Source organism: Methylobacterium amylolyticum, assembly GCF_030700245.1.
Lineage (GTDB): Bacteria > Pseudomonadota > Alphaproteobacteria > Rhizobiales > Beijerinckiaceae > Methylobacterium.
Window position 1 is genome coordinate 1 of the sequence record NZ_JAUYZI010000057.1, and the last position, 18,402, is coordinate 18,402.

An 18,402-nucleotide genomic window follows, 5' to 3' on the forward strand; every position below is an offset into this window, starting at 1 on the left:
GTCCCCATCTGTCTCGTGTGGCAACACAAATTCCGCCTGGCGGGGCGGAGGAGAGAGCAGATGTGGACGGACCGGCATCGGACGCGCCATGAGACGCGTCTGAAGGACATGGTGATGCAGGCGGGCTTGGACGAGGTGGCCCGCTTCCTGGAGCGGGCCGACCCGGCGGCACGACCCAACGCCAAGTCAGCGCGCCTCGTGATGGCGGCCGTTGCTTGGCATCTGCGCACGGGCGGCGGGTGGCGGGCGCTGCCCGACGGCTTCCTGCCCTGGCGCACCGTCTATGGATGGTTCCGGCGCTGGGTGGACAAGGGTCTGTTCGAGAGCCTGATGCGGACGCTCGCGCGCCGACAGCGCCGCCGCTGCGGGCGGCGTCCCACGCCGCGGCTGGCGATCATCGATACACAGAGCGTCAAGTGCATCGGTGTGCGCGGGCCACGCGGCTACGACGCCGCCAAGAAGCTGGTCGGGCGCAAACGCGTGGCGCTGGTCGATGCCGAGGGGCACGTCCTGGGGCTCGCCGTCGTGCCGGCCAACGTTCAGGATCGCGATACGCTGACGGCGCTGGATAACGGCAAGGCGGCGTGGCCCAGCCTGCGTCTGGCCATCCTAGACGGTGCCTGTGCCTGCCTTCGTCCTCGACGACCCGACACCGCTGGATCCGCGCCGCCGCTGGGACAGCCTGGACTTCGCAGCCCGGGGTGCCTGCTACGACAACAACGCGGGCGTGCCCGACAGCGCCGCCCAGGTCGCGGCCCGCAACGCTGCATCCGCCTCGTACCGGGCCGCGCATCCGGCGGGGCTCAACATCCACTATGCCGCGGGGGACCGCACGGCCTTCGACCTCTACCCTGCGGCGGACGCGCAGGCCCCCTGCCTTGTCTTCGTCCACGGCGGCTACTGGCAGCGCAATGCCCAGGCTGATTTCGCCTGCTTCGCGGAGGGGCTGAACGCCGCCGGCTGGGCGGTGGCGATGCCGGGCTACACCCTGGCGCCCGAGGCGAGCCTCGCCGGCATCGTCGCCGAGATCGGGGCCGCCCTCGACTGGCTCGCCGAACATGGCGCGGCGCACGGGATCGGCGGCCCGATCGTCCTCGCCGGCTGGTCCGCGGGCGCGCAACTCGCCGCCCTTCACCTCGGCCACTCGGCGGTCGCGGCGGTCCTGGCGATCTCCGGCGTCTACGACCTCGCGCCGATCCGCGAGACCTACCTGAACGAGAAGCTCGGCCTGATCGACGCGGAGATCGAGACGCTATCACCGCTCCGGCTGCCGGTCACGCCGAAGCCCATGACGGTCGCCTACGGCAGCCGAGAGCTGCCCGCCCTCGTCCACGACGCGCGCAACCTCCACGCCCTGCGCAGCGCCGCCCACGCGCCGGGCGCCCTGCTGTCGGTGCCCGGCGCGGACCACTTCTCCATCCTGGACGGATTCCGCCGGCCCGACGGCATCCTAGTCCGTGCCGCGCTTTACCTTCTCGGAGGCACCCGATGAGCCGCGAGGGAGTCGGGGCTCCGCTGCCCCGCAAGGAGGACGACCGCCTGATGCGCGGGCGCGGCCAGTATGTCGGCGACATCCGTCTGCCGGGACTGCACGACGTCGCCTTCGTGCGCAGCCCGCTGGCTCACGCTCGCATCCGCGCCATCCACGTCCCGAAGGCCTATCGCGACCGGGTCTTCACTGCCGTCGACATCGACGGCGTGTTGCCGATCCGCGCCGTCTCGGGGCTGCCCGGCTTCAAGGTCTCCGAGCAGCCCGTCCTCGCCACCGGCAAGGTCCGGCAAGTGGGCGAGCTCGTGGCGATGTGCGTCGCTCCGACCCGCGCGGAGGCCGAGGACATCGCCACGGCCGTGGTGCTCGACCTAGAGGAGCTGCCCGCCGTCCACGACATGCTGGCCGCGCGCGAGCCGGGCTCCGCGCTCGTCCACGAGCACTGGGGCGACAACGTCTTCCTGGAGACCCTGGTCGATGTGGGTATCGAGAGTGCCCTCGATGCGCCGATCAAGGTCAGCCGCACCATCTCGACAGGCCGCCAGTGCATGGCGCCGATCGAGGGCCGCGGTACCGTGGTGCAGCTCGATCACCGCCTCGACCAACTCGTGGTCCACACCGCGAGCCAGATGCCGCACATCGTGCGCAATGGCCTCTCCGAATGCCTCGGGATCGAGCAGGGGCGCATCCGCATCGTCTCGCCGGATGTCGGCGGTGGGTTCGGCTACAAGGCAATTCTGCTCGCGGAGGACGTGGCGCTCGCTTGGCTCGCGCTCCGCTGCGGCCACCCGGTCCGTTGGCTGGAGGACCGCCGCGAGCACCTGACCGCCAACGCCAATTGCCGCGAGCACCATTACCGCATCACCGCCTACGCGGAGCGGGACGGGACCCTGCGCGGCGTCGATTGTGAGGCCACGGTCGATTCCGGCGCCTACTCGGCCTACCCGTTCTCGGCTTGCCTGGAGGCGGCGCAGGTCGCCAGCATCCTGCCGGGGCCCTACGATTTCCCGGCCTATCGCTGCCGCACGTGGTCGGTGGCGACCAACAAGTGCCCGATCCTGCCCTACCGGGGGGTCGCGCGCACCGGCGTCTGCTTCGCCCTGGAACTGGTGCTCGACGCCGTTGCCCGCGCGGCGGGGGTCGCGCCCGAGATCGTGCGCGAGAAGAACCTCGTGCGGCCCGAGCAGATGCCGTTCGAGAACATCACCAAGAAGCACTTCGACAGCGGCGACTACCCGGAGGCGCTCGCCCGGGCGCTGAAGGCCGTCGACGTGGAGGCTGTCCGCGCCCGCCAGCGTCAGGACGAACCGGACGGGCGCCGGATCGGCCTCGGCCTCGCGATCTACTGCGAGCAAGCGGCGCACGGCACCTCGGTCTATTCCGGCTGGGGCATCCCGATGGTGCCCGGCCACGAGCAGGCCAGCGCCCGCCTGACCCCGGACGGCGGCCTGGAGTTGCGGATCGGCGTCCATTCCCACGGTCAGGGCCTGGAGACGACGCTGGCCCAGGTCGCCCACGAAATCCTGGGTGTTCCGGTGGCGCGCACCCGCCTTGTCCACGGCGACACCGCCATGACCCCCTACTCCACTGGCTCCTGGGGCTCCCGCGTCATGGTGATGGCGGGCGGCGCGGTGGCGGCGGCGTGCGAGGCGCTGCGCGACCGCGCCGTGCGGATCGGCGCCCATCTGCTCCAGGCGCGGTCCGAGGAATGCCGGTTCGAGGGCGGCCACGTCGTCGGTCCCACCGGCGACGTCCCGCTCGAGGCGATCGCCCACACCTGGTACCGGCGCCCGCAGGACCTCGCGCCCGACACCGATCCCGGCGGCCTCGAAGTCACCGCCGGCTACAAGCCGGTGCGCGATTCCGGCACCTTCTCGTACGCGGCGCACGCGGCCGTCGTGGCGGTCGATCCCGATCTCGGCGCGGTCGAGATCCTCGACTACGTCATCGTCGAGGACGGCGGCACGCTGGTGAACCCCCTCGTGGTGGACGGCCAGATCTACGGCGGACTCGCCCAGGGGATAGGCACGGCGCTGTTCGAGGAGATGCGCTTCGACGCCCGCGGCCAGCCGCTGGCCTCGACCTTCGCCGACTACCTCCTGCCCGGCGCCGCCGACGTGCCGATGGCGCGCATTGACCACATGGAGACGCCCTCGCCCTACACGCGCTTCGGCCAGAAGGGCATCGGCGAGGGCGGTGCCATCGCGCCGCCGGCGGCGCTCGCCAACGCGGTCAACGATGCGCTGGCGCCACTGGGCGTCGAGCTGCTGCATTCGCCCATCACCCCCCGGCGGATCGTGGAGGCGGTGCTCGCCGCCGAGACCCCAGCCGTGACCGCGCGGGAGGCCGCATGAAGCCCGCCGCCTTCGCCTGGGAGCGCCCCGACAGCCTGCCCGCGCTGCTGGCGCGCCTCGCGGAAGCCCCCGCGGGCGTGAAGCTGATCGCGGGCGGTCAGTCCCTCGGGCCGATGCTGAACCTGCGCCTCGTCGAGCCCGCCCTGATCCTCGACATCACCGGCGTGCCCGAGCTCCGGACCGCGCGGGTCGAGTGCGACACGCTCGTCCTCGGGGCCTGCGTGACCCACGCCGACATCGAGGATGGGCGCGTCCCGGACCTCACCGGCGGCGCGCTGCGGCGGGTCGCGGCCGCGATCGCCTACCGGCCGGTGCGCAACCGCGGCACGGTCGGCGGCAGCCTCGTCCACGCCGACCCAGCGGCCGACTGGGTGAGTGCCCTGACAGCCCTCGGCGCCGAGGTGGAGATCGCGGGGCGGACCGGGCGCCGCACCCTGCCGGTGGAGCGCTTCGTGACCGGCGCCCTCGCGGTCGCGCTCGGCGCGGACGAGATCCTCGTCGCCGTGCGCGTCCCGGCGCTGCCGGCGGGCGCGGCCTGGGGCTACGTCAAGCATTGCGCGAAGATCGGCGAGTTCGCCCATGCCATCGGAGCCGTGCGCCTCGAACCCGGCGCGGGCCGGGGCCGGGCCGTGATCGGCGCGGTCGAGGGGCCGCCCGTGCTCCTGGCCGATGCCCGCCCGCTCTTCGGGGGCCGGATCGGCGCCGACTTCGCCGCGCGCTTCGACCCCCGGGCCGCCGACCTCGCGCTGCGGGACGCCGGCATGGCCGACGCGGTCGAGCGGCACATCCACGTCACCGTCCTGGGCCGCGCGGTGGCCGCGGCGGCCGCGCCCGATCCCCGAGCCAACACCCTTCCGGAGGCCGCATGAGCGCCGCGCTGGCCGAACCCGGGCCCTCCCGCATGCCCCTCGCGCTGACGGTGAACGGCCGCGCCGTGCGGGTCGCAGCCGAGCCGCGCAGCCATCTCGGCGACGTGCTGCGCGACGGGCTCGACCTCACCGGCACGCATCTGGGCTGCGAGCACGGCGTCTGCGGTGCCTGCACCGTACTCCTCGACGGCGAGCCGGCGCGCGCCTGCCTGACCTTCGCGGGCGCCTGCGCGGGGGCCGCGGTCACCACGATCGAGGGCCTCGATACGGACGCGATCGCGGCCGAGCTGCAGGCCGCCTTTAACCGCGAGCACGCGCTCCAGTGCGGCTACTGCACCCCCGGGATGCTGGTGGCCGCCCGCGATCTGGTCCTGCGGCTGCCCGAGGCCGATGAGCGGCGGATCCGGGTCGGCCTCTCGGGCAACCTCTGCCGATGCACCGGCTATACCGGCATCGTCCGGGCGGTGATGGCGGTGATCGCGGACCGGCGCGGGCGCGGCATCCCGCCTGAGACCGGCGCGGAACGCACCCTCGGCCCGGTCGGCGCCCGGGTCGGCACAGTGCTGGTCGCGTCCCCGCACCTGCCGGCGGATCCTGTCGCCCCGGCGGCGCCCGCCGCGGGGGCGGACCTGTCCGACGCGTTCGCGCCGGCCCAGGGCTTCACGCAGGTGCTCGACTTCGCCCACCCGCCGGAGGCCGTCTTCGCCCTGCTGGGCGACATCGCGGCGGTCGCCGCCTGCCTGCCGGGCGCCGTGCTGACGGCCCGGCCTACCCCCGACACGGTCGAAGGCGGCCTGCAGGTGCGGATCGGACCGATCGCCGCGACGTTCCGCGGCCGCGCCCGCCTCTCTCGGGACGAGGCCGCGCAAACCGGCTCGGTCCACGGGGCCGGCAGCGACGCGGGCGGCCGCTCGGCCACTGAGGGGCGGATCCGCTACAGGGTCGGCGCGGGACCGGCGCCTGGCACCGCCCGGGTCGAACTCGACGTCGGCTACACCCTGACCGGGCCGCTCGCGCAGTTCGGCCGGCCCGGCCTCGTGCGCGACCTCGCCGGCCGCATCGCGGCGGAGTTCTGCCGCAACCTTGATGCCCAGCTCTCGGGCGTCGCGGCGCCGGCGCCCGCCGGCCTCAACCCGCTCCGCCTGCTCCTCGGCCTCGCCCGCGCGCGCCTCGCCGCGTGGTTCGGCCGCGCCTGACCCCCTCCCACCTCAATCCACGGAGACACGCGAATGCTTGGCAGGTTCACCCTCACGACCGCGATCCTGCTCGCGCTGACGTCGACGGGCGCCCGGGCGGACGCGATCCGCATCGGCGTCAACGAGCCCCTGACTGGGCCGTTCGCGGCGTCTGGCACCTACGTAGTGAACGGCGCCAAGATCGCCGCCGACGAGATCAACGCCAAGGGCGGCGTCCTCGGCAAGAAGCTTGAGCTCGTGATCGAGGATAACAAGAGCAACCCGACCGAGGCCGCCGCGGTCGCCGAGAAGCTGATCACCAGCGACAAGACCCCGGTGATGATGGGCGCCTGGGGCTCCAGCCTGACGCTCGCCGTCATGCCCAAGCTCGTGGATTACGAGACCCCGATGCTGGTCGAGACCTCCTCGTCCGGCAAGATCACGACCTCCGGCAACCCCTACGTGTTCCGGATCTCGCCGCCCTCGTCGCTGGAGGCCGAGACCTTCGCGCCGATGGTGTCCCGCCTCGGGCTGAAGAAGGTCGACTTCCTGGTCCTCAACAACGATTTCGGCCGCGGCGCGGCGACCGATTTCGGCAAGATGCTTAAGGACAAGGGCGTCACGGTCGGCCTCGTCGAGACCATGGACCAGGGCGCGCAGGACATGGGCGCCCAGCTCGCCAAGCTGAAGGCGTCCGACGCCGACACGATCATGATCACGAGCTCGGTCGATCAGCTCGTACTGCTGTTCAAGCAGATGGCGGCGCTCGGCCTGAAGAAGCGGGTCATCACCACCGGCGGCTCCCAGAACCCGGACCAGATCATCGCCCAGGCGGGCGCGGCGGCCGACGGCACGATGCACCTCACGACCTTCCTGCCCTGGTCGCCCGACAAGACGCCGGACCCGAAGGCCACCGAGGCCTTCATAGCCGCGTGGAAGAAACGCGGCTTTGACTACGCCGGCGTCACCGAGAGCTTTCGCGGGTACGACGGCATCCGAGCGATCGCCCACGCCATCGAGAAGGCCGGCTCGGCCGATCCGGCGGCGATCACCAAGGCGTTCTGGTCGGTCGACCTCGTTGGGCTCAACGGGCCGATCCGCTTCACCAAGGCCGGCCCCGCCGGGAAGGAGAGCGGCCAGAGCAAGCCCGACGTCTACCTCATCGAGATCAAGGACGGGACGGTGATCGTGCCGACGCTGTGAGCGCCCCGGACCGGCGGCCTGACGCCGGTCCTTTCGCCCGTCCACCGGCCTCCGGGCCGGAGGGTACCCTCGGAGGCCGCCCGTGAACGAACTGATCCAGCACCTCGTCAACGCGCTCATCCTCGGCGGCACCTACGCGCTGCTGGGGATCGGCCTGACGCTGATCTTCGGGATCATGAACGTCGTGAACTTCACCCACGGCGCGCTCTACACGGTCGGCGCCTACGTCATGTACCTCGCGGTCGCCGCGCTGGGCCTGAACTTCTTCCTGGCGCTGCCGGTAGCGATCCTCGGGGGACTCCTGCTCGGGGCCGCGATCGAGCTGGTGCTCCTGCGCCCGTTCCGGGGCTCGGACATCGACACCACCATGCTGGTGATGATCGGCGCCGGGATCATCCTGCAATCGGGCACGCTCTGGACCTTCGGCGGCGTCGCCAAGGCGATCCCGTCGCCGTTCCCTGAGGCGCCGCTCCAGATCGGCCTAGTCTCGGTGTCGTGGCTGCGGCTGTTCGTGCTCGGGGCGGCCCTGACCCTGATCGCGCTGACCTACGCGTTGATCAACCGGACCAAGCTCGGGCTCGCCATGCGGGCTGCCTTCCAGGATTCCGACACGGCGGCGCTGATGGGCGTCGACGTCCGCCGGATCTACACCGCGACCTTCGCGCTGGGCTCATCGCTCGCGGCGGCAGCCGGCGCGCTCCTCGGTCCCGTCTATGTGGTGTTCCCGCAGATGGGCGGCCTCGCCGAACTCAAGGCCTTCGCCATCGTCATCCTGGGCGGACTCGGCAACGTCACCGGCGCGGCGATCGGCGGCTTCATTCTGGCGCTCGCCGAGGAATTTGGCGCCGGCTACGTCTCCTCCGGCTACCGGGACGCGATGGGGTTCCTGATCATCATCGCGGTGTTGCTCTACCGACCCACTGGGCTGTTCGCGAAGGCGGAGCGCATCGGATGAACCGGCTCTTCCCCCTCGCGCTGCTCGCCGGCCTCGTGGTCCTGCCCCTGGGGCTCGGCACCAACCCCTACCTCCTCAACGCGCTGATCGTGACGGGCATCCTGACGATCGGTGCCATGAGCCTGAATCTGCTCCTCGGCTTCACCGGGCAGCTCAGCCTCGGCCATATCGCGTTCTTCGGGATCGGCGCCTATGTCAGCGCACTGACGAGCCTCGGCTTCGACGTGGATCTCGGATTCGGCCTTCGCGCGGTCCACGAGCCCTGGCCGGCCTGGGGCGGCTTCCTGCTGGCGACGGTCGCGGCGGGTGGCTGCGGCTACCTGATCGGGCGGCTCTCCTTCCGGGTGCGGGGCGCCTACTTCGTGATCGTGACGATCTCCTTCGCCGAGGTCGTGCGGCTGGTGGCCCTCAACTGGGTTGAGCTGACGCAGGGGCCGCTGGCACTCACCAATATCCCGGCCATCACGCTAGGCCTACCGGGCCTCGGGATATGGACCCTGAAGACCAAGCTCCAGAACTACTACCTCGTGCTGACTGTGGGCACGCTCTGCTACGGCGTGATCGCCCGACTGGTCGGCGGGCGCTTCGGCCGGGCGATGCGGGGCCTCAAGGAGAACGAGTCGCTGGCGCTGTCGGTCGGCATCAACGCCACCCGCACGCTGACGGTCGCGGCGGTGATCTCGGCCGCAATGGCGGGCGCGGCCGGCAGCCTCTACGCTCATTACCTGCGGATCATCGATCCCGACGTGTTCCTGTTCGCCACCACGGTGACCATGGTCATCATGGTGGTGGCGGGCGGCAAGGGCACCCTGATGGGGCCGGTCGTCGGCGGCCTGATCTTCGGCCTGCTGCCGGTGGCGCTCCGCCCGGTCATGGCGCCGGAAGCCCAGTGGATCGTCTACGGCCTCGTGCTGATCGTGATCCTGTTCGTGATGCCGCGGGGCATCGTGCCGGGCCTCTCGGCCCTGCTCAGCCGCCGGCAGGCCCGGCCGGCCCCGGTCCTCGAGGTCAATCCGGCGGTGCAGCGATGAGCGCGATCCTCTCGGTCGAGCATGTCGGGGTCCGCTTTGGCGGCCTCGTCGCCATCGCCGACCTGCATTTCGACGTCCAGGCAGGCGAGATCGTCAGCCTGATCGGACCGAACGGGGCCGGCAAGACCACGGCCTTCAACGTGATGACGGGCTTCCTGAAGCCCAACCAGGGCGACGTCCGCTTCCGCGGCACCTCCCTGAGAGACCTACCGCCGCACGCGATCACGCGGCTCGGCCTCGCCCGCACCTTCCAGCGCACCAGCGTCTTCCCGGACGATACGGTGTTCGACAACGTGATGATCGGCCTGCACCAGATGGGCGCCGCGTTGGACCGCGTCCCCGTTTTCGACGCGCTTCTCGGCCGCTCGGGTGCCGGCGAGAGGCAGCTGCGGGCCCGCGCCGAGGCGCTCCTCGACTGGGTCGGGCTCGCCGCCAGAGCGCACGAGAAGGCCAGCTCTCTGGCCTATGGCGAGCAGCGTCTCGTCGGCGTGGCCCTGGCGCTCGCCACCGAGCCCGCCATGCTGCTCCTCGACGAGCCGGTCTCGGGTATGAACGCCTCCGAGACGCGGGTCTTTGTGCGGCTGATCCGGCAGATCCGGGAGCGTGGCGTCACCATCCTCCTCGTCGAGCACGACATGCCGATGGTGATGGAGGTCTCCGACCGCATCGTCGTCCTCAATTACGGCCGCCTGATCGCCGAGGGGCCGCCGGACCGGATCCGCACCGACCCGGCGGTGATCGAGGCCTATCTCGGCCAGGGCAGCGCCGCCCGGCAGGCCGCCGCCGCGGTTCAGGAGGCGGCCCATGCTTGAGATCCGCGACCTCGTCTGCGGCTACGGCCAGGTCACCGCGCTCAAGGGGCTCACGATCGACGTGCGCGAAGGCCAGCTCGTGGCCCTCGTCGGCGCCAACGGGGCCGGCAAATCCACGACGCTCCGGGCGATCTCCGGCCTTGTATCGCCGCGCTCCGGCGCGATCCGGTTCGCCGGACGGGACATTGCGGGCGTGGAGCCCCGCCGGATTCTGGCCGCCGGCATTGCCCACTGCCCGGAGGGGCGGCGCGTCTTCCCGCAGATGACCGTTTCCGAGAACCTCGCCATGGGCGCCTATCTGCGCCGCGACCGGGCGGCGGTAGCGGCGGATCTGGACCGCATCTACGGGGAGTTCCCGCGCCTCGCGGAGCGCCGCGACCAGGCGGCCGGCACGCTCTCGGGCGGCGAGCAGCAGATGCTGGCCATCGGCCGCTCGCTGATGGGGCGCCCGAAGCTCGTGCTGTTCGACGAGCCCTCCCTGGGTCTCGCCCCCAACATCGTCGAGCGGATGTTCGCGGTGATCGGGGCGATCCGCGACGCGGGCACGACCGTGCTGCTCGTCGAGCAGAACGCCTTCGCGGCCCTCGAACTCTGCGACTACGCCTACCTGCTCGAGACCGGCCGCACCGTGCGCGAGGGGACGGGGCAGGCCCTCATCGCGGACCCACATGTGCGGGACGCCTATCTCGGTGGCTGAGGCGGAACGGCCGGAGCGGATTTACCTCGGCCCCCACGACCTTCTCGCCGGCCGGACCCTGCTGCCGATCACCGTGGGCGGACACCAGCTCCTCCTCGTGCAGGACGGGGAGCGGATCGTGGCCGCCGAGCGGGCCTGCCCTCACGAGGGGGCGGACCTGGGTCTCGGCCGGTGCGTCGGCGGGCGGCTGCACTGCCCACGGCATCTCGCCTCCTTCGACCTCTGCGATGGCTCCGTCTCGCCGGGCTGGTCGTTTTGCGCCCTCCGGCTGTTCGAGATCGAATCGGCATCTGATGGGCTATGGCTCAGGACGTAGCATAAGCAGCACATCCGGGTCCGCTTTCGCGTAAAGACGAGAGCTTCCTGAATGGCCGAGTTTGGTGAAGGTTCTCGGATGCCGGCCAGAGCAGGTCATGCGGCTGGGCTGAGGGCCGGCGTCCACAAACCGCCCATGCACGAACCCGCGGTGGTGTGAGCGCATCGTCTGTGGGGATTGGAAGATCTGCGGGCTGTGTCAACGGGCCTGGAAATGTGGTTCTGCGTCATTTTGTGTGGCGGGTCAGACAGCGCAGAGGACGCGCTGCCGTAGCAACTCGAAGCCGGCGCGTCCGTACATGCTGCGCTTGATCATCTTCAGGCGACTGATGTGGCCCTCCGCCGGGCCGGTCGACCACGGCAGCGCGATGGCGTTCGTGATGCCGGCGGCGTCGCGCTGCAAGCTGGCGGCGAAGCGCTTCAGCGCGCTTGACCGCGCCGCACGCAGCCAATCCTCGACGGCCTCCGTGGACTGCCCGCGCAGCATGGCCGCCAGCCGGGCCGCCAGATCGGCCGCGCCGACCAAGCCTGGTGCCTGACGCCGCAGCCGCTCGATGAACAGGCCATCCTCACCCTCGCCCGCGCCGACACCACCCTGCAGGAGCCGGGCGATGCGTCGCGTCCCCGGCGGTTTCCAAGGAGGCGGCGCGCCGGCGATCTTGTGATCGAGCCTATCAGCCCCGGCCTGACGACGCGCCGTCGCCCACGCCCGGACGACGCGCGGCTTGATCCGTGCGGATAAGCGGCGGTGCATAGCCCCACCGGACGTAGCGATTTCAATGCGATGCGATACGATGCCGATCGGCGTCGAGACCCCACGCCGATTCACAACAAGTTCAGGCACTCGAAGACGTCCCTTTTCTGCCTTTGGGGTCTCACCTCCAGCCAACGGCCTATCGTGCCAACCTCAATGGGATGATGATTGGCCTGCCGCTTTTCACTAACATCCGGCGGATCTTATTAGCATTTGGAGTATTATATATTGTTATATTAAGATGTGTATCCGTATTAATTAAAGAATATTAGAAAAGTATTAGTTTTCTACCCAAAAATCCTGCGGCACCTCGACCGACGGCATTCGAAGGCAACAGAGTGATGGGCCGATCAGTGGGTTTATCGTTGCCGCAAGGTTGCCGTGAACAGTCCAAGTTCCCACGCCAGTTCGAGTAGTCCTTCATCTTGATTCGGCTCGGCTGCGATCGAGAGGCCGATAGGACAACCCGAGATTTGTGCTGCCGGGATGGAAATTTGCGGCAAGCCGGCATGGCCGGCGGAGCACAGAAGATCGAGTGCCCGGGCACGGAAGGCGTTCAGCACGGGCTCGGGCGTATTCAGCAGCGGCGCGATACCCGGCGCGCTCGGCAAAACCAGAACGGCATCGGAAACCAGGTCGACAATGCGTTCGCGGATCGTTGCGCGGAGCCGCTCCGCACCCGCGACCTCGCCGCGTTCCAGCACCGCGGCGGCCGCAAACCGCTCTCGCACGCCGGGTCCGAGACTCGGCTGCGTCGCCGTGATCCAAGCGCCGTGACAGGCCCAGGCTTCGGCGGACTGGATGAGGCGGAATGCATTGCGCCAGGCGTCCAGATCATCGTCCGCGACAGTCGCCTCCTCGACCACCGCGAACAGCCCGGCAAGGCGCTCCAGCGCCGGGGCGAGGGCGGCCTCGACGTCGGGACCCGCCCTGCGGAACAGGTCGCACGCGACGACGAGGCGGCGCGGCCGGGGCCGCTTTGCGACCGGCGCGAGCAGGACGTGGCCGACCCGGCGAAGCAGCTCGGGATCGCGGGTGAACCAGCCGAGCGTGTCGTAGCTCGGGGCGAGCGGCACGGCGCCTTCCAACGTGATCCGGCCGTGGGTCGTGCGGATGCCGTAGAGCCCGCAATAGGACGCGGGAAGCCGGACGGAGCCGCCCGTATCAGACCCGATCGCAAAATCGACGAGACCCGCCGCCGTGGCCGCCGCGGATCCCGAGGACGAGCCGCCGGGGATGCGGCCCGGTGCGGCGACGTTGATCGGCGTCCCGTAGTGGGCGTTCTCGCCGTTGAGACTCCAGGCGAGCTCGTCGGTGTGCGTCTTGCCGACAAGCCGCGCGCCGGCCTCGAACAGGCGCTCGACAGCGGGTGCAGTCCGCGTCGGGACCGAATGGGTCGCGAGCCATTCGGGCGAGCCCGCCCCGGTCGGCACGCCGGCCAGATCGAAGAAGTCCTTCACCGCGAAGGTGAGGCCGGCCAGAGGGCCGTCCGCCCGATCCTGCCGCTCGACGAGGCCGTGGGCGCAGAAGGCGCCAATCGTGTCGGTGATGCTCATCGCGGCTCGTGGAGGGTGGGAGCGGGACGGGTGAAGGTGCGCGCACCGCCCTTCAGTCCGAAGAGCGGCTGCGCCAGTTCGGAGACCGCGTTCGCGGGCGTGTCCGTGTCGAGCACGACGAGGTCGGCCGGGTTCCCTTCCGCGATGCCGTAGTCGGCGAGATTCAGGAGGCGGGCCGATTGCGACGTCACCATCTCCAGGCACCCGGCGAGGCCGGCGGGCGTCCCGATCTGGCAGATGTTGGCGTAGAGATTGGCCATCCGGACGAGCGAGCAGTCGCCGAACGGCGTGAACGGGTTCAGCACGTTGTTGGTCGACAGCGAGCAGGTGACGCCGAATTCGCGCAAGCGGTGGGCCGGCGTGACGCCGCGGGGCACGTCCCTGTCGTGGTCGCGACCGGTCAGGAAGAGGTCCGTGGCGGGCAGGACGGTGGCCGCGACCCCGGAGGCCGCGAGCATCCGCCCGATCCGCTCGAGCTGGTCGGGCGGGACGGAGGAGAACTTCGTCACGTGGCCCACGGCGACGCGCCCGCCCCACCCGTACTGGTCGGTCAGCCGGCACACCTCGACGGCGTCGAGATGCGCGGGATCCAGTCCGAAATCGAGGTGGAGGTCGATGTCGACGTCGTAGCGCCGCGCGAGCGCGAAGATGCGGACGATCTGCCCATGCGAATCCCGATCCATGTAGGGGGCGCCGCCGATGACGTCGGCGCCGCTCTCCAGACCTTCGACCAGCACCTCCTCGCAGCCCGGATCATCGAGCAGGCCTTCCTGCGGGAAGATGCAGAGCTGCATCTCGACGGCCCAGGCATAATCCCGCTTCAGGCGCAGCAGCGCACGCACGCTCGTCAGCCCGACCCGGGGATCGGCCTCGACGTGGGTCCGCATCCGCATCGTGCCCTGCACGATGGCCCTGCGCAGCGTCCGCTCCGCCCGCGCGTAGACGTCGTCCTCGGTGAATGCGCGCTTGGCCTGCGCGACCGCGGCCACCGCCTCCGCCAGCGTGCCCTCGCGGCACGCGCAGCGGCCGAGCAGGCAGGACTTGTCGAGGTGCACGTGGGTCTCGACGAAGCCCGGCACGACGAGCCTGCCGCCGAGATCCTCCTCCGGTGCGTCGCAGACGAGTGCGCGTCCCAGAGCGGCGACGCGGCCGTCGCGGATCGCGATGTCCATCGGCTCGGAGTCCGCCTCCGCCAAGCGCCCATTCCGAAGGACAAGATCGAAGCTCATGCATGCGCCTCCGATAGGATGAGGGGCGATCCCGCCTCAGTCCGGTCGCCACCAAGGGAGGCGGCTTCGCGCGCGCCGTCCGCGCGGAGGAAGGCGGCCTTCGCGTCCCGCGCGACGCGCCGCACCGGATTTCGCCGACTGCCCCGACAGCGCGGCTCCACCGAGACGTGTAAGCACCAGCAGGGCCGCGAACGCGCGGCGGTTGGAGCGAGCATGGAATAAACGCGCCATGGCGAACCTCGCGAGGCAGTATTCCCCAGCAAATTGTATGCCAACAGTCTTGGCGACCCCCGTCCGCGCTGGAAAAAAACGTTCTGAGATAGCGATACATCATCGTCGGGCGATCACGGAGGCAAGCGAGACCTGAAATGTGTTGCCGCTCTTCGGATCGGTCCACCAGAGAGGCGGACGGGCATCGCGCGTGCTTGAAACTCGTGGCGTAACCATTGCACCGGGAGGTCCGTTTCGGCAGACAGCGCACCGGACATCCGCCCGGGTCGCCGGAGCGGATCGCGGCCCCGGAGAGGATCATGACGGACCAGTCCGCAGCGGCGGTGGCGCTAGGTCTGCGACATCGATGAAGGCGGCGGACGAGGGGGATCGCGTGGGTGCGATCTGCCAGACCCTGCGCCGGGCCATCGTGGAACGCGCCCTCACCCCCGGCGACCGCCTGCCGGAGGACGCCCTCGGCGAGCGGTTCGGGGTGAGTCGCACCATCGCCCGGCAGGCCCTGCTGCGGCTGGCCGGGGAAAGTCTGGTCGACCTGCGCCGCCATCGCATCGCTGTTGTGGCGACGCCGAGCTGGGAGGAGGCGCGCGACACCTTCGACGTGCGCCTCGGCTTGGAGCGACTGGTGGTGCGCCGCCTCGCCGGGCAGCTCAGCCCGGCGCAGCGTCAGGCGCTGCTGGACCAGATCGCCCGCGAGGAGGCCGCCCGGGGCGGGCCCGAGGCGCTGTCGATCCGGCTCGCGACGGAATTCCACCTGATGCTCGCCGAGATGACCGGCAGCGCCGTGCTGACCCGCTACGTCGCCGAACTCGGCTACCGTTGCGCCCTGATCCTGTCCCTCTACAGCCGGCCCCATTCCTCGGACTGCGCCGTGAGCGAGCATCGCGACATCGTCGCGGCCCTGGTCGCGGGCGATGCCGAGCGCGCCGCCGCACTCATGGACCACCACCTCGACGCGGTGGCGGAGCGGGCGCGCATCGTGCCCCCGGCCCCGCGCGAGCGCGATCTCGGACGTCTGCTGGCCCCCTACGTCGCGGGCGGCGGAGCCTGAGCCTGCGGCGTCAGGCCGTGAGACCATGCTTGGTCAGCAGGCGCTCGGCGCTGTCGTTCCAGACCTCCATGCCGACGATCAGCCCGTCGCGCACGGTGAAGCGGTCGACGTAGCGGTTGCCCTCGAAGGGCGTGCCGTCCGGCCACGCGCCGTAGAGCGTCCCGAGGCTGTAGACCGTGGTGACGCCGTCGCCCGGGACCACGTCCAGCCGCTCCATCCGCTTCTTCACCCAGGCGTAGCGCCCGGCATTGAAGGCCGTGACCTCGGACGGGTGGTTGAAGACCCGGGCGCCGGTGAACACGATGCGGGTGCCGGGCGCCATGTAGCGGGCGGCGGTCTCGGGATCCGGGACCATCGAGGCCTCGAGGTAGGCCGTGACGTTGGCGGCGTCGCGAGCGGTCGCCGCATCGTGGGTCTCGTCGGTCATGGCAAACCTCCTGTCGGCCCTAACCTGCCGCAAAAGCCCGGTCTGTGCATGCAGGAAGTGTATGCACTTTGGCAGGAGATCGAGCACACAATGCCTCCCCGGCTGCACGCACGAACTGGCGCGCGCGCCGATGCGCCGGATCCGCGATGGCATGGAGGTTGCGGCCGGGTGGCGCGCCCCGCCCTCGGAGACACGCCATGGCCTCCTTCCTCCCCCCGACCCTGCGCCGCTTGGCGGTGACGACGAGCGCCCTGCTCGGCCTCGCACTCTCGACCGCGCAAGGTGCCGACACCGTCAAGATCGGCCTCGTGACGGCCCTGAGCGGCCAGTCTGCCAAATCCGGCGAGGCGATCACCCGGGGGATCGGGCTCGCCATCGACGAGATCAACGCCAAGGGCGGCGTCCTCGGGCGCCCCCTCGAGCTCGTGGCCCGCGACGACGAATCCAACCCGTCCAAGGGCGTGCTGGCGACCCGCGAGCTGATTCAGCGGGCCGGCGTCGTCGCGGTGGTCGGCGGCCTCGACACGCCGGTCTCGATGGCGATCGTGCCGATCGCCAACCAGATGAAGGTGCCGTTCATCGGCCCCTGGGCGGCCGGCACCGGCATCACCCGCAACGGCGCGGCCGACAATTACGCCTTCCGCGTCTCGGCGGTCGACGCCCTCGTCGACGAGGCGCTGGTCGCCTACGCGGTGAAGACCTATGGGGCGAAGAAGCCCGGCATGATCCTCATCAACAATGCCTGGGGCGAGTCGAACCAGAAGGGCCTCAAGGACGCCCTGCAGGCGGCCAACCTCCCGGCGGCGGGCATCGAGAAGTACGAGGCCAACGACGTCGACATGGTGCCCCAGCTGTCCCGGCTGAAGGAGGCCGGCGCCGACGCGCTGTTCCTCGTCGGCAACGTCGGACCCTCGGCCCAGGTGGTGAAGTCCCTCGACCGGATGGGTTGGTCGGTGCCGGTCGTCTCGCATTGGGGTCCGGCGGGCGGCCGCTTCGACGAGCTCGCCGGCCCGAGCGCCGGCAAGGTGCACTTCATCCAGACCTTCACCTTCGCGGGCAACGCGTCGCCGAAGGCGAGCGCGGTGCTCGACGCGCTCAAGGCCAAGTACCCGGCGATCAAATCGATGGCCGACGTCACCCCCGCGGTCGGCATCGCCAACGCCTACGACGCGACGCATCTGCTGGCTCTGGCCATCCAGGCCGCCGGCTCCACCGAGGGCCCGAAGGTCCGCGACGGCTTCTACAAGATCGGCACCTACCCGGGCCTGATCAAAACCTACGACAAGCCCTTCGCCCCCGGCCGGCACGATGCGCTGGGCCCGGAGGACTACGTGTTCACCCGCTTCAAGGACGGTGAGATCGTCGCGGTGACCAACTGACCCCGGCGATGCTGACCTCCATCCTCGTCAGCGGCCTCGGCCTCGGCAGCATGTACGGTCTCGTGGCCCTCGGCTTCCACGTGACCTACGCGGTGTCGGGGACCGTGAACTTCGCGCAAGGCAGCGTCGTCACCCTGGGCGCAGTCCTGGCCTACGCGCTCGGCGTCACCCTCGGCTCGCCGATGCCGGCCGCGATCGTCCTGGCACTCGTGGGCTGCGCCCTGTTCGGCCTCGTGGTCGAAGCGGCGCTGGTCCGCCCGTTCGTGACGCGCGGCTCGGACGCGTGGCTCCTGGCGACGGTGGCGGGCGGCATCGTCCTCGACAACACCGTGCTGTTCACTTTCGGCAAGGAGCCGCGCAGCCTGCCCTCGCCGCTGGCCACGAAGCCGGTGGAGATCCTCGGGACCGGCATCTACCCGCTGCAACTCGTGATCCCGGTGGTCGGGATCACGCTCGCCTTCGCGATCCGCACCGTGTTCCGCCAGACCGACCTCGGCCGCGTCCTGCTCGCCGTGGCGCAGAACGCCGACGCCGCCCGCCTGATGGGGATCGACGTGCGCCGCACCGTGGCCTGCGCCTTCGCGCTCTCGGCGGTGCTGGCCGGAATCGCGGGCCTCCTGATCGCGCCGCTGTTCTCGGTCTCGGCCGAGCTCGGCACGCTGTTCGGCATCAAGGCCTTCGCGGTGGCGATCCTCGGCGGCATCGGCTCCGCCACCGGGGTGATCCTGGCGGGGCTCCTCTACGGCCTCGTCGAGGCCGGCGTCACCGCGACCCTGGGCTCGACCTACACGCAGCTCGTGGTGTTCTCGGTGATCATCCTGGCCCTCACCCTGCGCCCCGACGGCCTGCTCGGCCGCGCCCCGGTCAACAAGGTCTGA

At 70.6% G+C, this 18,402-nt stretch carries 17 protein-coding genes and 1 pseudogene; 14 read left to right on the top strand and 4 right to left on the bottom strand.

Features of this window, described 5'->3' with window-relative positions:
- Positions 1-114 precede the first annotated feature (114 nt).
- From Q8W71_RS32990 to Q8W71_RS27435, 11 genes and pseudogenes are all read left to right on the top strand, one after another.
- A pseudogene (locus tag Q8W71_RS32990) lies at positions 115-570 on the top strand (transposase); the annotation flags it as partial.
- A 52-nt stretch (positions 571-622) separates the two neighbouring features.
- Positions 623-1,492 (top strand): alpha/beta hydrolase, encoded by an 870-nt coding sequence (locus Q8W71_RS27390; RefSeq protein ID WP_305528576.1) that lies wholly within the window; start codon positions 623-625, stop codon positions 1,490-1,492.
- Positions 1,489-3,843: a xanthine dehydrogenase family protein molybdopterin-binding subunit gene (locus Q8W71_RS27395; protein WP_305528577.1), complete on the top strand. Its 2,355-nt coding sequence runs from the start codon at positions 1,489-1,491 to the stop codon at positions 3,841-3,843. Before Q8W71_RS27390 ends, Q8W71_RS27395 begins: the two co-directional genes overlap by 4 nt.
- A complete protein-coding gene (locus tag Q8W71_RS27400; RefSeq protein WP_305528578.1) occupies positions 3,840-4,712 on the top strand; it encodes an FAD binding domain-containing protein in 873 nt (290 codons plus the stop codon). Before Q8W71_RS27395 ends, Q8W71_RS27400 begins: the two co-directional genes overlap by 4 nt.
- Entirely contained in the window at positions 4,709-5,908 is a 1,200-nt protein-coding gene (locus tag Q8W71_RS27405; protein WP_305528579.1) for a xanthine dehydrogenase family Fe-S subunit, read from the top strand. The genes Q8W71_RS27400 and Q8W71_RS27405 overlap by 4 nt, the downstream gene beginning before the upstream one ends.
- Positions 5,909-5,941: 33 nt before the next feature.
- The gene (locus Q8W71_RS27410) at positions 5,942-7,090 is read left to right on the top strand and encodes an ABC transporter substrate-binding protein (RefSeq protein WP_305528580.1); all 1,149 of its coding nucleotides are present in this window, start codon (positions 5,942-5,944) and stop codon (positions 7,088-7,090) included.
- Between the two features lie 82 nt (positions 7,091-7,172).
- On the top strand, positions 7,173-8,045 hold the full coding sequence (locus Q8W71_RS27415; RefSeq protein ID WP_305528581.1) for a branched-chain amino acid ABC transporter permease: 873 nt from the start codon (positions 7,173-7,175) through the stop codon (positions 8,043-8,045).
- A complete protein-coding gene (locus tag Q8W71_RS27420) occupies positions 8,042-9,076 on the top strand; it encodes a branched-chain amino acid ABC transporter permease (RefSeq protein ID WP_305528582.1) in 1,035 nt (344 codons plus the stop codon). Before Q8W71_RS27415 ends, Q8W71_RS27420 begins: the two co-directional genes overlap by 4 nt.
- Positions 9,073-9,888: an ABC transporter ATP-binding protein gene (locus Q8W71_RS27425; RefSeq protein ID WP_305528583.1), complete on the top strand. Its 816-nt coding sequence runs from the start codon at positions 9,073-9,075 to the stop codon at positions 9,886-9,888. Before Q8W71_RS27420 ends, Q8W71_RS27425 begins: the two co-directional genes overlap by 4 nt.
- On the top strand, positions 9,881-10,585 hold the full coding sequence (locus tag Q8W71_RS27430) for an ABC transporter ATP-binding protein (RefSeq protein WP_305528584.1): 705 nt from the start codon (positions 9,881-9,883) through the stop codon (positions 10,583-10,585). Before Q8W71_RS27425 ends, Q8W71_RS27430 begins: the two co-directional genes overlap by 8 nt.
- The gene (locus Q8W71_RS27435) at positions 10,578-10,901 is read left to right on the top strand and encodes a Rieske (2Fe-2S) protein (RefSeq protein WP_305528585.1); all 324 of its coding nucleotides are present in this window, start codon (positions 10,578-10,580) and stop codon (positions 10,899-10,901) included. The genes Q8W71_RS27430 and Q8W71_RS27435 overlap by 8 nt, the downstream gene beginning before the upstream one ends.
- Positions 10,902-11,144: 243 nt before the next feature.
- Here the strand turns inward: Q8W71_RS27435 and Q8W71_RS27440 are convergent, their stop codons facing one another.
- The 3 genes from Q8W71_RS27440 to Q8W71_RS27450 all read right to left on the bottom strand — a co-directional run bounded on the left by Q8W71_RS27440 (position 11,145) and on the right by Q8W71_RS27450 (position 14,439).
- The gene (locus Q8W71_RS27440) at positions 11,145-11,654 is read right to left on the bottom strand and encodes a transposase (RefSeq protein ID WP_458351522.1); all 510 of its coding nucleotides are present in this window, start codon (positions 11,652-11,654) and stop codon (positions 11,145-11,147) included.
- A gap of 359 nt (positions 11,655-12,013) precedes the next feature.
- Entirely contained in the window at positions 12,014-13,210 is a 1,197-nt protein-coding gene (locus tag Q8W71_RS27445) for an amidase (RefSeq protein ID WP_305528587.1), read from the bottom strand.
- On the bottom strand, positions 13,207-14,439 hold the full coding sequence (locus Q8W71_RS27450; RefSeq protein WP_305528588.1) for an amidohydrolase family protein: 1,233 nt from the start codon (positions 14,437-14,439) through the stop codon (positions 13,207-13,209). The genes Q8W71_RS27445 and Q8W71_RS27450 overlap by 4 nt, the downstream gene beginning before the upstream one ends.
- Before the next feature lie 577 nt (positions 14,440-15,016).
- Between Q8W71_RS27450 and Q8W71_RS27455 the strand changes: the two genes are divergently transcribed.
- Positions 15,017-15,718, top strand: a complete 702-nt coding sequence (locus Q8W71_RS27455; protein WP_305528589.1) for a GntR family transcriptional regulator — start codon at positions 15,017-15,019, stop codon at positions 15,716-15,718.
- 10 nt (positions 15,719-15,728) lie between these two features.
- Here the strand turns inward: Q8W71_RS27455 and Q8W71_RS27460 are convergent, their stop codons facing one another.
- Positions 15,729-16,145, bottom strand: coding sequence for a nuclear transport factor 2 family protein (locus Q8W71_RS27460; protein WP_305528590.1), 417 nt, complete (start codon positions 16,143-16,145; stop codon positions 15,729-15,731).
- A 197-nt stretch (positions 16,146-16,342) separates the two neighbouring features.
- Here Q8W71_RS27460 and Q8W71_RS27465 point away from each other — a divergent pair, with 197 nt between their 5' ends.
- Positions 16,343-17,524, top strand: a complete 1,182-nt coding sequence (locus tag Q8W71_RS27465) for an ABC transporter substrate-binding protein (RefSeq protein ID WP_305528591.1) — start codon at positions 16,343-16,345, stop codon at positions 17,522-17,524.
- A gap of 8 nt (positions 17,525-17,532) precedes the next feature.
- A complete protein-coding gene (locus Q8W71_RS27470; protein ID WP_305528592.1) occupies positions 17,533-18,402 on the top strand; it encodes a branched-chain amino acid ABC transporter permease in 870 nt (289 codons plus the stop codon).

What these genes read in the sequence shown, in the direction of transcription:
- Q8W71_RS27395 (WP_305528577.1), top strand. Translation starts at nt 1,489, where the DNA reads ATGAGCCGCGAGGGAGTCGGGGCTCCGCTGCCCCGCAAGGAGGACGAC.
- Q8W71_RS27400 (WP_305528578.1), top strand. Translation starts at nt 3,840, where the DNA reads ATGAAGCCCGCCGCCTTCGCCTGGGAGCGCCCCGACAGCCTGCCCGCG.
- Q8W71_RS27405 (WP_305528579.1), top strand. Translation starts at nt 4,709, where the DNA reads ATGAGCGCCGCGCTGGCCGAACCCGGGCCCTCCCGCATGCCCCTCGCG.
- Q8W71_RS27410 (WP_305528580.1), top strand. Translation starts at nt 5,942, where the DNA reads ATGCTTGGCAGGTTCACCCTCACGACCGCGATCCTGCTCGCGCTGACG.
- Q8W71_RS27420 (WP_305528582.1), top strand. Translation starts at nt 8,042, where the DNA reads ATGAACCGGCTCTTCCCCCTCGCGCTGCTCGCCGGCCTCGTGGTCCTG.
- Q8W71_RS27425 (WP_305528583.1), top strand. Translation starts at nt 9,073, where the DNA reads ATGAGCGCGATCCTCTCGGTCGAGCATGTCGGGGTCCGCTTTGGCGGC.
- Q8W71_RS27430 (WP_305528584.1), top strand. Translation starts at nt 9,881, where the DNA reads ATGCTTGAGATCCGCGACCTCGTCTGCGGCTACGGCCAGGTCACCGCG.
- Q8W71_RS27440 (WP_458351522.1), bottom strand. Translation starts at nt 11,654, where the DNA reads ATGCACCGCCGCTTATCCGCACGGATCAAGCCGCGCGTCGTCCGGGCG.
- Q8W71_RS27445 (WP_305528587.1), bottom strand. Translation starts at nt 13,210, where the DNA reads ATGAGCATCACCGACACGATTGGCGCCTTCTGCGCCCACGGCCTCGTC.
- Q8W71_RS27450 (WP_305528588.1), bottom strand. Translation starts at nt 14,439, where the DNA reads ATGAGCTTCGATCTTGTCCTTCGGAATGGGCGCTTGGCGGAGGCGGAC.
- Q8W71_RS27455 (WP_305528589.1), top strand. Translation starts at nt 15,017, where the DNA reads ATGAAGGCGGCGGACGAGGGGGATCGCGTGGGTGCGATCTGCCAGACC.
- Q8W71_RS27460 (WP_305528590.1), bottom strand. Translation starts at nt 16,145, where the DNA reads ATGACCGACGAGACCCACGATGCGGCGACCGCTCGCGACGCCGCCAAC.
- Q8W71_RS27465 (WP_305528591.1), top strand. Translation starts at nt 16,343, where the DNA reads ATGGCCTCCTTCCTCCCCCCGACCCTGCGCCGCTTGGCGGTGACGACG.
- Q8W71_RS27470 (WP_305528592.1), top strand. Translation starts at nt 17,533, where the DNA reads ATGCTGACCTCCATCCTCGTCAGCGGCCTCGGCCTCGGCAGCATGTAC.